Source organism: Amycolatopsis sp. N2S4-7 (assembly GCF_058119595.1).
In genome coordinates this window covers 4283134-4296503 of the sequence record NZ_CP172299.1, presented here as the reverse complement: position 1 = coordinate 4296503, position 13370 = coordinate 4283134, and the positions used below count along the sequence as shown (strand labels likewise).

The following is a 13370-nucleotide window of genomic DNA, read 5'->3' as shown; positions in this document are numbered from 1 at the left end:
CCCGCCATCCCAAACTTCTCGCCTCAGCCGCGAACGACCTTGCCCGCCTTGATGCACGAGGTGCACACGTTCAAGCGCTTGCGCTGGGACACACCCACCTTGGCGTGGACGGTCTGGATGTTCGGGTTCCACCGGCGGTTGGTACGGCGGTGGGAGTGCGAGACCGACTTGCCGAAGCCGGGTCCCTTGCCACAGACGTCGCACACGGCAGCCACGTCGAACTCCTTTGGATCTGGGTCATAGAAATGAGCCCAGATGCACTGGGCAACTCGACCATAGTAACTACTGGCTTCCCGGGCTTTCGCACCGGGTCGATACGCTCGCCCGGGAACGCTGAGGAGGTTACGGGGTGCGGGTGCTGGACGCGGCGGCGGTGGCGGCCTGGGCGGCGGGCTGCGTGCACAGTCTCGCGACCCTGCGGCCGGCCATCGACGGGATCAACGTCTACCCCGTCGCCGACTCCGACACCGGCTCCAACATGCTCTTCACGCTGAGCGGCGCGGCCGCCGCACTCGAAACCGCCGAGCCGGAAACCGCCGCCGACGCGCTGAAGGTCCTCGCGCGCGGCGCGGTGGCTTCGGCCAAGGGCAACTCCGGCGTGATCATCTCCCAGGTCGTGCGCGGGCTCGCCGACGCCGCGGCCGGCGCGGACCGGCTGGACGGCCCGTGGCTGGCGGCCGCGCTGGGGCACGCCGACGAGGTCGCCACCGGCGCCGTGAGCCGCCCGGTCGCCGGGACCATCCTGACCGTGCTGCACGCCGTCGCCACCGCGGTGCGCGGCGACACCCGCACGCTCGGCGAGGTCGCCGAGACGGCCGCGAAAGAGGCCGCACTCGCCCTCGAAAAGACGCCGGAGCAGCTGCCCGCGCTGGCCAGGGCCGGTGTCGTCGACGCGGGCGCCCGCGGGCTCGTCGCCGTGCTCGACGCCCTGGTCGGGGTGCTCACCGGCACACCGCTCGAGCAGGAGCACGCCCTGCAGGTCCACGCCTCCCCGGACGCGCAGGCCTACGCCTGGGAGGTCATGTACCTCCTCGACGGCGTCGACGAAGTGAGCTTGCCGACCCTGCGCAAGGAGCTGAGCGGGCTCGGCGACAGCGTCACCGTGGCCGGCGACGGCTCGGGCAGCCACGCCGTGCACGTCCACTGCGCCGACATCGGCGCCGCCATCGAAGCCGGGCTCGCGCTCGGGCGGCCGCGCGGGATCCGCGTCGAGCCCCTGCTCACGCCGACGCCGATCGAGGCAGGCGGCGGGATCGACCGCACGGTCGTCGCCGTCGTGCACGGCGGCGAGCTGGCCGAGCTGCTGCGCGCCGAGAGCATCCCGGTGCTGGCCGTGCCCGAGGGCGGGACGCCGAGCGTCGAGGACATGATCGGCCTGCTCAACGAGGCCGCCGGGCGCCACGTCACGGTCCTGCCCGGCAGTGTCGCGCTCACCGCCGCGGCCGACACCGCGGCCGGGCACGCGATGGCGGCCGACCGGGACGTCGTGGTCATCCCGTGCGCGTCGCCGGTGCAGGTGCTGGCCGCGCTCGCGGTGCACGACGCCGGGCGCCGCACCAACGACGACGTCGTCGCGATGGCCGAGGCGGCGGCCGCGACCAGGCGTGGCGAACTGCGGATCGCGCAGGAGGAGTCGCTAACCTGGGTGGGCCGGGCCCAGTCCGGCGACGTGGTCGGCCTGGTCGACGACGAAGTGGTGCTGATCGAGCCCGCGCCCGCGTCCGAGACGAACCTGGTCGCGGCCGCGATGAAGGTGCTGAACCGGATGCTCGCGCTCGGCGGGGAGCTGGTGACGGTGCTGAGCGGCGCGGCCGCCCCGCCCGGGGTCGCCGAGGAGCTGGCCGAGCAGCTGCGGGTGGAGCACCCGGAGGTGGAACTGGCCGGCTACGCCAGTGGCCAGGCCGACGCCGTGCTGCTGATGGGAGTCGAATAGCGAATGGCCGGATTGCGCGACAAGCTGCCGTTGCTGCTGGGCGCCAAAACGGCGAAGGCGCTCGCCACGGCCTTGGACATCGAGACGGTCAGCGACCTGCTGCGCCACTACCCGCGCCGCTACGCCGAGCGCGGCGAGCTCACCGACATCGCGGGCCTCGAGCTCGGCGAGCACGCCACGGTGATGGCGCGGATCGAGAAGGTGAGCAAGCGCCGGATGAAGTCCCGCAACGGGACCATCCTCGACATGGTGATCACCGACGGGAAACGCCGGCTCACGTGCGCCTTCTTCAACCAGGCCTGGCGGGAGAAGGAGCTGGTCCCCGGCAAGACCGGCCTGTTCGCCGGCAAGGTCTCCGCCTTCCGCGACACCCTGCAGCTGACCAACCCCGAGTACGAGCTCCTCGACGCCGAGAACGCGGACGAGGCGATGGACGACTTCCTCGCCGCGATCATCCCGGTGTACCCGGCGGCGCAGGGCATGCCGTCGTGGTCGATCGGCAAGTGCGTGCGCCAGGTTCTCGACGTCCTCGAAGTCGACGAGGACCCGATGCCGCCGGAGCTGCTGCGCCTCTACGCCCTCCCGGACCTCGACAACGCGCTGCGCGGGATCCACCGGCCGCAGAACTGGGGCCACCTGGAGAACGCGAAGAAGCGGCTCAAGTGGGACGAGGCCATGGCCGTCCAGCTGATCTTCGCGCAGCGGCGCCATTCCGCGATCTCGCGCCCGGCGAAGCCGAACCCGCACGTCGGCGGCGGCATCCTGGACGCGTTCGACAAGCGGCTGCCCTTCGACCTGACCGCGGGCCAGCGCGGGATCGGCGACGAGATCGCCACCGACCTGGCCACCGAGCACCCGATGAACCGCCTGCTGCAGGGCGAGGTCGGCTCGGGCAAGACGGTCGTCGCGCTGCGGGCGATGCTGCAGGTCGTCGACAACGGGCGGCAGGCCGCGATGCTGGCGCCGACCGAGGTCCTCGCCGCGCAGCACGCGCGGTCGCTGCGGGAAATGCTCGGCGACCTCGGCCAGGCGGGCGAGCTGGGCGCCGCCGAGAACGCCACCCGCGTCACGCTGCTCACCGGGTCGATGGGCGCGAAGGAGCGCAAGAAGGCGCTACTGGAGATCGTCAGCGGCGAGGCGGGCATCGTCGTCGGCACGCACGCGCTGATCCAGGACCACGTCGAGTTCGCCGACCTCGGCCTCGCCGTCGTCGACGAGCAGCACCGCTTCGGCGTCGAGCAGCGGGACGCGCTGCGCACCCGCGGGGCCGGCGACACGAGCCCGCACGTGCTGGTGATGACCGCGACGCCGATCCCGCGGACCGTCGCGATGACCGTGTACGGCGACCTCGAGGTGTCGGCGCTGCGCGAGATGCCGGTCGGGCGGTCGCCGATCAAGACCACCGTGGTGCCGGTCGCGGAGAAGCCCGCCTGGTTCGAGCGGATCTGGCAGCGGGTCCGCGAAGAGGTCGGCAAGGGGCACCAGGCGTACGTCGTGTGCCCGCGGATCGGCGACGAACCGCCGTCGGACAAGAGCGACAAGCGGCCGCCGCTCGCGGTCCTGGAGGTCGCGCCCGAGCTGGAGCACGGCCCGCTCCAGGGCCTGCGGATCGGCGTCCTGCACGGCCGGATGCCGCCCGACGACAAGGACGCGGTCATGCGGGCCTTCTCCGCGGGCAAGCTCGACGTCCTCGTCGCGACGACGGTGATCGAGGTCGGCGTCAACGTGCCGAACGCGACCGCGATGGTGATCATGGACGCCGACCGGTTCGGGGTCAGCCAGCTGCACCAGCTGCGCGGCCGCGTCGGCCGGGGCAGCGTGCCCGGGCTGTGCCTGCTGGTCACCGAGACCCTCGACGGCACGGCGACGCGCGAACGGCTGGCGGCGGTCGAATCGACCACCGACGGCTTCGAGCTGTCCCGCCTCGACCTGGAGCTGCGCCGCGAGGGTGACATCCTGGGCGCCGCGCAGTCCGGGAAGCGGTCCACGCTCAAGCTGCTGTCGCTGCTGCGGGACGAGGACGTCATCGCCGAGTCGCGGGCCCGGGCGCAGGAGATCGTCACCCAGGACCCGGAGCTGAAGAAGTACCGCGGCCTGGCGCACATGGTCGCCGACGTCGTCGACGTCGACCGCGCGGAGTACCTGGAGAAGAGTTGATCTCGGTCCGCGCCGCCACGGTGGCCGACGCCCCGGCGATCGGCGAGATCCACGTGGCGTCGTGGCGGGCGGCGTACGCGGGCCTGATCCCGGAGGACTTCCTCGCCCGCCTCTCGGCCGAGTCGCGCGCCGCGTCGTGGGCCCGGCGCATCGGCGATCCCGACATCCCCGGTCAGGTGCTCCTCGTCGAGGACGACGGGGTCGTCGCGGGGTTCGCCGCCTTCGGGCCGGGGCAGCTCTACGCGCTCTACCTGCTGCCGGAGTTCTGGGACCGGGGGCTCGGCCGGTTGCTGCACGACCGGGTCGTCGAAGAGATGTCCGGCGACAGCGCCGTCCTGTGGGTGCTCGCGACGAACGAGCGGGCGAAGGCCTTCTACGTCCGGCAGGGCTGGGTGGACGACGGCGCCCGCCAGACCGAGACGATCGACGGCGGGCGCGTCACGCTGGAGGAGATGCGGTACCGGCGCCGGTTGCCGTGAACACGCCGGCTTTCGCGGCGACGGCCGCCGCGGCCGCGGCGAGGCCCGCGTCCGCCGGCGTGACGCCTTCCCGGGACACGAACAGGCGGTAGAAGACCGGTCCGCACGCCACCCGCACGACCTCGACCGGGTCGGTCCCTTCCGGTACTTCGCCGCGCTCGATCGCCCGGTGCACGGCGGCGGCCGAGCGGGCGTGGCGGTCGACGTAGAACTCCCGCAGGGCGTCGGCCGCGCGTGCGGACAGGAACGCCGCCGAGATCGACGCCGTCGGGAGCTCACGCTCGCCCGGGGTGGTGAAGTAGCCCACCAGCTCCAGGTTGATCGCGCGCAGGTCGCCTTCGAGGGAACCGGTGTCCGGCACGGCCCACTCCTGCTCGGTGCCCATCTGCAGCGCCGCCGCGACCAGGCCCTCCGCGGACTCCCAGCGGCGGTACAGCGTCGTCTTGTGCACGCCGGAGCGTTCGGCGACCGCCTCGACGGTCAGCTCCGCGTACCCGCGTTCGCCGAGCAGCTCGAGGGTGGCGTTGAGCGCGGCCAGGCGGGTCCGCTCGGTGCGGCCGCCCGGGCGCTTCGTCCCGGAAATCTCGGTTGCCAACTGCTACTCCTGTTGCATTAGTGTGCCCAGTATGACAGGAACCGTCGCCGTTGCCGCAATCGCCGACCTGATCGGCGACGCCGAGGTTGTCGCCATCGGCGAGAACAACCATCACATCCGCGAGTTCGGTGCGCTGCGCGACCGCCTCCTGCGCCACCTCGTCACGGAACGCGGGTTCACGGTGCTCGGGTTCGAGGGCGGCTTCCCGGAGGGGCACCTGGTCGACGCTTGGCTGCGGGGTGGTCCGGGCGAAGTCGCCGGCATCGCCCGAGACGGCTTCACCTTCGGCCTCGGCGACTCGGCCGGGGTGCACTCGATGCTGACCTGGCTGCGCGAGCACGGCGGAGTCCGGTTCTTCGGGCTCGACGTACCCGGCTCGGCGGGTTCGCCGGTGCCCGCCCTGCAGGCCCTGCGTGCGCACGTCTTGCGCGTGGATCCGGCGAACGTGTCCCTTGTGGACACGGCGTTGGCTGCCTGTGAGCCGTACGCGTCGGTCAGCAGCGCGGTCGCCCCCGCACGGTACAAGGAGATGAGCGCCGACGCGCGGGACGCGGCGACGGCGGCGTTGACCGTCCTCAAAGGACACGTGGAAGCACTGGCGTCCGTCTACGGCGAAGCCGCCGCGCACCACGCGGAGGGCGCCCTGCGGGTCGATCTCTACCTGCGCGAGCTCGACGGGCTGATGGCGGGCCGGGCACCCGAGCCGCAGAGTTCTTCGCGGGACGCGTACATGGCGGCCACCGTCCGGTTGCTGCGGCGGCTGCACCCGGGCGAGAAGATCGTGCTGATGCTCCACAACGGACACCTCCAGCGCGTCCCGTTCTCGCCGATGCCGGGCATGATGGCGCCGTCGGCGGGCACGCACCTGGCCGCGGAGCTGGGGGATCGCTATTTCGCGCTGGCGCTCACGGCCGTTTCGGGGACGACGACCGGCCTGGTGCCCGACGAGGCCGCGCCGCTCGGCTTCCGGATGTTCGAACAGGCCCTCGAAGAGCCTCCGGCAGGCGGGATCGAGGCGGCGCTGGCGGGCAGCGCGCCGTGCCTGGTGGACCCGCGGAGCTGGGACGACGAGGCGTCGAGCATCCGGCACGCGCACACTTCCGTGCCGGTCGATGTGGCGGCCGCGTTCGACGCAGTCGTCTGCCTGGAAAAGCAGGAAACCGTTTACCGCGCGGCCCCCTGAACAGGTGTGCCCGTTCGGCTGATTGCCGCAGTGCCCGCGGTGGGCGTCTCCTACCGGTATGGCCGGGCGGAGGCGGGCGTTGATCGTCGCCAACGGCGAGTACGACAACGCGGGGCTGCAGCGGCTGAGCTCGCCCGCGGCGGACGCCGACGCCCTCGCCGGGGTGCTCGCCGACCGGGCGATCAGCGACTTCGACGTGAAGGTGGTCCGCAACGAGACCGCGCACGTCGTGCAGGCGGAGATCGAGGACCTCTGCGTCGAAGGCCGTCCCGACGACGTCCTCCTGCTGCACTTCTCCTGCCACGGGCTGAAGGACGGCGCGGGGCAGCTGTTCTTCGCCGCCCGCAACACCCGGCCCGACCGGCTCGGGTCCACGGCCGTGCCCGCGCACTTCGTGCAGCAGTGCATCCGGCAGAGCCGCTCGCGCAGCGTCGTCCTGCTGCTGGACTGCTGCTACGGCGGGGCGTTCGGGCAGGGCGTGGCGGTACGGGCGTCGGGCGACGCGAACGTCCTCGACAGCTTCCGCGGCGGCCGCGGCCGGGCGGTCATCACGGCGTCGAACTCGATCGAGTACGCCTTCGAGGGCGCGCGGCTGGCCGAGGGCGAGGCCGCGCAGCCGTCGGTGTTCACCTCGGCGCTGGTGGAGGGCCTGCGCACGGGCGAAGCCGACCGCGACGAGGACGGCTGGATCGCGCTCGGCGAGCTGTACGAGTACCTGTTCGACCGCGTCCGCGAGCGCAACCCGAAGCAGACGCCGAGCCGCGACATCGAGATGCAGGGCGAGCTCTACCTGGCGAAGAGCAGGCGTCGCCGGATCAAGCCGTCCCCGGTCCCGCCGGACCTGTCCGCGGCGATCGGCGCGGAGAACCCCTTCACGCGGCTGGGCGCGGTGGCGGAGCTGCGCCGCCGGCTGGCGAGCGACAACCTCCCGGTGGCGATGGGAGCGTTCGAGGCGCTGAAGACGATGGCCTCGACGGACATCGAGCACGTGGCCGCGGCGGCTTCCGACGCGCTGGGGTTCGCGGTGGTGCGGGTCGACGTGTCGGAGGTGCGCTTGTCCGCCCCGCCGGGCGCGGTGGCGTCCGCGACGCTCCGGCTCGCGGGACCGCCGGTGGCGCGGGAGGCCCGGTTCGACGCGTCCCACGGGTGGATCCGGGTCGCGGAGGTTTCGGGTGGGGCGGAGCTTTCGGTCACGGCCGGGGACGCGGGGGTGCGGCGGGGGAAGGTGGTGGTGACCGGGCCGACCGGGGACGTCGTGGTCGCGGTGGAGATCGAGGCGGTGCCGGTTGCGGAGGTCGGGCCGGAGCCGGAGGTGGCTTCGGAAGCTGAGAGCGAGGCGGGGGCCGCGCCCGCCCAGGGCACCGCGGCGCGGATCGGGCCACCCGAGCCGGTCGCCGCGGCCGAACCGCGGCCCGTGGCGGCTGCTTCGGAACCGGCCGCGGGACAGGCCATCGAACCGGCCACGGGACAGGCCATCGAACCGGCCACGGAACGGGCCTCGGAACCGGCCGCGAAGCGGGCCCTTGAACCGGCCACGGAACGGGCCTCGGAACCGGCCGCGGGACAGGCCATCGAACCGGCCGCGGGACAGGCCATCGAACCGGCCGCGGGACAGGCCATCGAACCGGCCGCGGGACAGGCCATCGAACCGGCCGCGGGACAGGCCATCGAACCGGCCGCGGGACAGGCCATCGAACCGGCCGCGGGACAGGCCATCGAACCGGCCGCGGGACAGGCCATCGAACCGGCCACTGAACCGGCCACTGAACCGGTCAGTGCCGTGGATCCGGTCGGCGGCTTCGCCGGGCTCCTCGCGATCGCGGGCGTCGTCTTCGCGGTCGCCGGGCTGCCGCTCGACTACCGCTACGGCTACTCCCTGAGCCAGTACCGGCCCGGCATGGAAGCCGCCGTCGTGGTCGTGGCCGCCTGTGCCCTGCTCGCCGGGATCCTGACACTGGCCCCCCGTACGAGGTCGTGGACAGGTCCCGCGCTGCTGCTCGGCACCGGTCTCGCCGCGCTGTTCGGGCTGCTGCGCTTCCTCGGCGAAACCATCGCGCTCTCGCAGCAGGGGGACACCGAGCTGAAAGCCGGCTACACCTTCGCGCTGCTCGCGCACATCGCCTGGGTGATCGCCGGGGCGTTCGGGCCGGCCGCGCTGCACCGGAGCCGCGCGGTGGACCTCGGGGCCGGGTGGGTGCGCGACCGGCCAGCCTGGCTGGCGATCGCGCTCGGCGTGGCGGCCGCGGCCGGCTGGGTCGTGCAACTCGGCGACCTGAACACCTACGACTCCAGCGACGGTGGCCGGGCCGCGGCCTACTTCCTGCTCGGCGCGCTGCTGGCCGTGTTCGTGCCCGTCGTCGCCGTGGCGCTGCGCCCGCGCGCGGTCGGCTGCGCCGTGCTGGCCACCGGGACCGCCGGTCTGCTGGGCGTGCTGGCGCCGACGTTCGCCGCCTGCCTGGAGGAGTCCTCCGTGTCGCTGACCGGGCAGGCGATCGCCGTCGTGGCCCTCGTGCTGCTGGCGGCCGACACCGTCGTCCTCGCCGTCCGGGCGCGGAATCAGCCGATCGGGCGACAGCCCTGAGTTGTCGCGCGAGCACCGCCGGGGTACCACGACGATCATGAAGATGCTTCTCGCGGCGGTGGCGGCCGTTCTTGCCGGGCAGACCGCGGCCGGCGGGGTGCAGCCGGATCCGCCCAGCTGGGGGCTCGACCGCATCGACCAGCGCGCCGGGCTCGACCACGCCTACCACTACGCCACCGACGCCCCCGACGTCACGATCTACGTGATCGACAGCGGCGTCGACGCGAAGCACCCCGACTTCCAGGGCCGGGTCGCGCCCGGGCGGGACTTCCTCGGCGGCGGCTCCGACACGTCCGACCCCAACGGCCACGGCACCCGCCTCGCCGGGATCGCCGCGGGCAAGGACCACGGCGTCGCGAAGGGCGCGCAGATCGTGCCGGTGCGGGTGCTCGACAAGGACGGCGGCGGCGCCCCCGAGCGGATCATCGCGGGCATCGACTGGGTCGCGCAGAACGCGCAGCAGCCCGCGGTCGCCGTCCTCGGCATCGGCGGCGTCCCGAACGACCGGCTCGACGCGGCGGTGAAACGGCTGGCCGCGGTGATGCCGATCGCGGTGCCCGCCGGCAGCGAGACGGCCGACGCGAGCGGCTTCTCGCCGGGCCGGGTGCCCGAGGCGCTGACGGTCGGGGCCACCGACGCCCAGGACCGGCCCGACAAGGCGTCGAACTTCGGCCAGGACGTCGACCTGTACGCCCCGGGCGTCGACGTCCCGGGCCCGATCGCCGGCGGCACCGGAGCGGGCCCGGAGTCGGGCACGTCGATGGCGGCGGCGTTCGCGGCCGGCGTGGCGGCGCTCTACCGGTCCCAGCACCCCCAGGCAACCCCTGCCGAGGTCGACGACGCCCTGGTCCGCGCGGCGACCCCGGACGCGCTCCAGGGGGTCCCGGACGGCACCGCCAACCGGCTGCTTTACGCGCCGCCGGGATCCTGAAAAGCTGCCCCAGCACCTCGCCCGGCAACCGTCGGCGGCGCATGATGTCCATCACCTGGTACTGAACTCCCGCAGAGCGGGAAGAACCGGGTAACGTGCGTTGACTTACCGATCCAAATGGGAAGGACCGGGCATGTTCCGCAAGGTGCTGGTGGCCAACCGCGGGGAGATCGCGATCCGAGCGTTCCGCGCCGGCTACGAACTGGGCGCGGGGACGGTCGCCGTGTTTCCGCACGAAGACCGCAACTCCCTGCACCGGCTGAAGGCCGACGAGGCGTACGAGATCGGCGAACCCGGTCACCCGGTGCGCGCCTACCTCTCGGTCGACGAGATCGTCGCCGCGGCGAAGAAGGCGGGGGCCGACGCCGTCTACCCCGGTTACGGCTTCCTCTCCGAGAACCCCGACCTCGCGCGCGCGTGCGAAGAAGCGGGCATCACCTTCGTCGGGCCGAGCGCCGACATCCTCGAACTCACCGGTAACAAGGCCCGCGCGGTCAAGGCCGCGCGCGAGGCCGGCGTGCCGGTGCTGGGATCGTCCGAACCGTCCAGTGACGTCGACGCGCTGGTCGCGGCGGCCGAAGACCTGGGCTTCCCGGTCTTCGTGAAGGCCGTCGCCGGGGGTGGCGGGCGCGGGATGCGCCGCGTCGAGGACCCCGCCGTGCTGCGCGAGTCCATCGAGGCCGCCGCGCGCGAGGCCGAGTCCGCCTTCGGCGACCCGACCGTCTTCCTCGAGAAGGCCGTCGTCGAGCCGCGGCACATCGAGGTGCAGATCCTCGCCGACGGCGCGGGCAACGTCATCCACCTCTACGAGCGCGACTGCTCGGTGCAGCGGCGCCACCAGAAGGTCGTCGAACTCGCCCCGGCGCCGAACCTCGACCCGGAGCTGCGCGACCGGATCTGCGCGGACGCGGTCAAGTTCGCCCGGCAGATCGGCTACCGCAACGCCGGCACCGTCGAGTTCCTTCTCGACAAGCAGGGCAACCACGTCTTCATCGAGATGAACCCGCGCATCCAGGTCGAGCACACCGTGACCGAAGAGGTCACCGACGTCGACCTCGTGCAGTCGCAGCTGCGGATCGCCTCCGGCGAGACCCTCGACGACCTCGGCCTGAGCCAGGACAAGATCTACCTCCGCGGCGCCGCGCTGCAGTGCCGCATCACCACCGAAGACCCGGCCAACGGCTTCCGCCCGGACACCGGCATGATCTCCGCCTACCGCTCGCCGGGCGGCTCGGGCATCCGGCTCGACGGCGGCACCGCCTTCTCCGGCACCGAGATCAGCGCCCACTTCGACTCGCTGCTGGTGAAGCTCACCTGCCGCGGCCGCGACTTCAAGACCGCCGTCGGCCGCGCGCGCCGCGCCGTCGCCGAGTTCCGGATCCGCGGCGTCGCGACGAACATCCCGTTCCTGCAGGCCGTCCTCGACGACCCCGACTTCCGCGCCGGGCGCGTCACGACGTCGTTCATCGAGGAGCGCCCGCACCTGCTCACCGCGCGGACCTCGGCCGACCGCGGCACGAAGCTGCTGACCTACCTCGCCGACCAGACGGTCAACAAGCCGCACGGCGAGCGCCCGAAGACGCCGGACGCCACCCTGAAGCTGCCGAAGCTGCCGAAGGACGCGCAGCCGGCCGCGGGCTCGAAGCAGAAGCTCGTCGAGCTCGGCCCGGCCGGGTTCGCGCAGTGGCTGCGGAAGTCGCCGCACATCGGTGTCACCGACACGACGTTCCGCGACGCCCACCAGTCGCTGCTCGCCACGCGCGTCCGGTCGAAGGACCTCCTCGCCGCGGCGCCGGTCGTCGCGAACACCCTGCCGCAGCTGCTGTCGCTCGAGTGCTGGGGCGGCGCGACCTACGACGTCGCGCTGCGGTTCCTCGCCGAGGACCCGTGGGAGCGGCTGGCCGCGCTGCGCGAGGCCGTGCCGAACATCTGCCTGCAGATGCTGCTGCGCGGGCGCAACACCGTCGGGTACACGCCGTACCCGACGGAGGTGACCCACGCCTTCGTCCAGGAAGCCACTAAGACCGGCATCGACATCTTCCGGATCTTCGACGCCCTCAACGACGTCGAGCAGATGCGCCCGGCCATCGAAGCCGTGCGCGAGACCGGCTCGGCCGTCGCCGAGGTGGCGCTCTGCTACACCTCGGACCTGTCCGACCCGGGCGAGAAGCTCTACACGCTCGACTACTACCTCAAGCTGGCCGAGCAGATCGTCGGCGCCGGCGCGCACGTGCTGGCGATCAAGGACATGGCCGGGCTGCTGCGCGCGCCCGCGGCGACCAAGCTGGTCACCGCGCTGCGCAAGGAGTTCGACCTGCCGGTGCACATCCACACCCACGACACCGCGGGCGGCCAGCTGGCCACCTACCTCGCGGCGATCAACGCGGGCGCGGACGCCGTCGACGGCGCGGTGTCGTCGATGGCGGGCACGACGTCGCAGCCGTCGCTGTCGTCGATCGTGGCGGCCACCGACCACTCCGACCGCACCACCGGGCTCGACCTGCAGGCGATCGGCGACCTGGAGCCGTACTGGGAGAGCGTGCGCAAGATCTACGCGCCCTTCGAGGCCGGGCTCGCGTCGCCGACCGGGCGGGTGTACCACCACGAGATCCCCGGCGGGCAGCTGTCGAACCTGCGCACCCAGGCCATCGCGCTCGGCCTGGGCGACCGCTTCGAGGACATCGAGGCGATGTACGCCGCCGCCGACAAGATCCTCGGCCACCTGGTGAAGGTGACGCCGTCGTCCAAGGTCGTCGGCGACCTCGCGCTGCACCTGGTCGGCGCGGGCGTCTCCCCGGCCGACTTCGAGGCGGAGCCGAACAAGTTCGACATCCCCGACTCGGTGATCGGCTTCCTGCGCGGCGAGCTCGGCGACCCGCCGGGTGGCTGGCCGGAGCCGTTCCGCACCAAGGCCCTGGAGGGCCGGGCCGCCGCGAAGCCGGTTGTCGAACTGTCCGAAGAGGACCGGTCCGCGCTGGCCGCGGAACCGCGCCGGACGCTCAACCGGCTGCTGTTCCCGGGGCCGACGAAGGAGTTCGAGGCGCACCGCGAGGCCTACGGCGACACGTCGGTGCTGCCCAGCAAGGACTTCTTCTACGGGCTGCGGCCGGGGGAGGAGTACGCGGTCGACCTCGAGCCGGGCGTGCGGCTGCTCATCGAGCTGGAGGCGATCGGCGAGGCCGACGAGCGCGGTGTGCGCACGGTGATGTCGACGCTCAACGGCCAGCTGCGGCCGATCCAGATCCGCGACCGCTCGATCGCGTCGGACATCCCGGCGACCGAGAAGGCGGACAAGGGCAACCCGAAGCAGGTCGCGGCGCCGTTCGCCGGCGTGGTCACGCTGCAGGTCGCGGAGGGCGACACGGTGGAGGCCGGCGCCACGGTCGCGACGATCGAGGCCATGAAGATGGAGGCGTCGATCACCGCGTCCACCGGCGGCAGGGTGGGCAGGCTGGCGATCACCTCCGTCCAGCAGGTCGAGGGCGGTGACCTCCTGCTGGTGCTGGAATGA

At 72.7% G+C, this 13370-nt stretch carries 9 protein-coding genes; 7 read left to right on the top strand and 2 right to left on the bottom strand.

Annotated elements, in window-relative coordinates:
• Nucleotides 1–23: 23 nt before the first annotated feature.
• Nucleotides 24–215, bottom strand: a complete 192-nt coding sequence (gene rpmB / locus ACH54P_RS20100; protein WP_003091970.1) for a 50S ribosomal protein L28 — start codon at nt 213–215, stop codon at nt 24–26.
• Between the two features lie 134 nt (nt 216–349).
• Between rpmB and ACH54P_RS20095 the strand changes: the two genes are divergently transcribed.
• From ACH54P_RS20095 to ACH54P_RS20085, 3 genes are read left to right on the top strand one after another with little or no spacing between them, the layout of a single operon-like run.
• Nucleotides 350–1933: a DAK2 domain-containing protein gene (locus tag ACH54P_RS20095; RefSeq protein WP_489914918.1), complete on the top strand. Its 1584-nt coding sequence runs from the start codon at nt 350–352 to the stop codon at nt 1931–1933.
• Between the two features lie 3 nt (nt 1934–1936).
• Nucleotides 1937–4090 carry an ATP-dependent DNA helicase RecG gene (gene recG, locus ACH54P_RS20090; RefSeq protein ID WP_489914916.1) on the top strand — a complete coding sequence of 718 codons (2154 nt, stop codon included), beginning with the start codon at nt 1937–1939 and terminating at the stop codon, nt 4088–4090.
• Complete coding sequence (locus ACH54P_RS20085) at nt 4087–4569, top strand: GNAT family N-acetyltransferase (protein ID WP_489914914.1); 483 nt, start codon at nt 4087–4089, stop codon at nt 4567–4569. Before recG ends, ACH54P_RS20085 begins: the two co-directional genes overlap by 4 nt.
• Here ACH54P_RS20085 and ACH54P_RS20080 read toward each other — a convergent pair.
• Nucleotides 4529–5164, bottom strand: a complete 636-nt coding sequence (locus tag ACH54P_RS20080) for a TetR/AcrR family transcriptional regulator (RefSeq protein WP_489914912.1) — start codon at nt 5162–5164, stop codon at nt 4529–4531. The genes ACH54P_RS20085 and ACH54P_RS20080 overlap by 41 nt on opposite strands.
• A gap of 31 nt (nt 5165–5195) precedes the next feature.
• On the opposite strand from ACH54P_RS20080, the gene ACH54P_RS20075 reads away from it, so the two are divergent.
• The 4 genes from ACH54P_RS20075 to ACH54P_RS20060 all read left to right on the top strand — a co-directional run bounded on the left by ACH54P_RS20075 (nt 5196) and on the right by ACH54P_RS20060 (nt 13370).
• Complete coding sequence (locus ACH54P_RS20075) at nt 5196–6347, top strand: erythromycin esterase family protein (RefSeq protein WP_489914910.1); 1152 nt, start codon at nt 5196–5198, stop codon at nt 6345–6347.
• Between the two features lie 58 nt (nt 6348–6405).
• Nucleotides 6406–8928 carry a caspase family protein gene (locus tag ACH54P_RS20070; RefSeq protein ID WP_489914908.1) on the top strand — a complete coding sequence of 841 codons (2523 nt, stop codon included), beginning with the start codon at nt 6406–6408 and terminating at the stop codon, nt 8926–8928.
• 43 nt (nt 8929–8971) lie between these two features.
• Nucleotides 8972–9859 (top strand): S8 family peptidase, encoded by an 888-nt coding sequence (locus ACH54P_RS20065; RefSeq protein ID WP_489916534.1) that lies wholly within the window; start codon nt 8972–8974, stop codon nt 9857–9859.
• Between the two features lie 133 nt (nt 9860–9992).
• Entirely contained in the window at nt 9993–13370 is a 3378-nt protein-coding gene (locus tag ACH54P_RS20060) for a pyruvate carboxylase (protein WP_489914906.1), read from the top strand.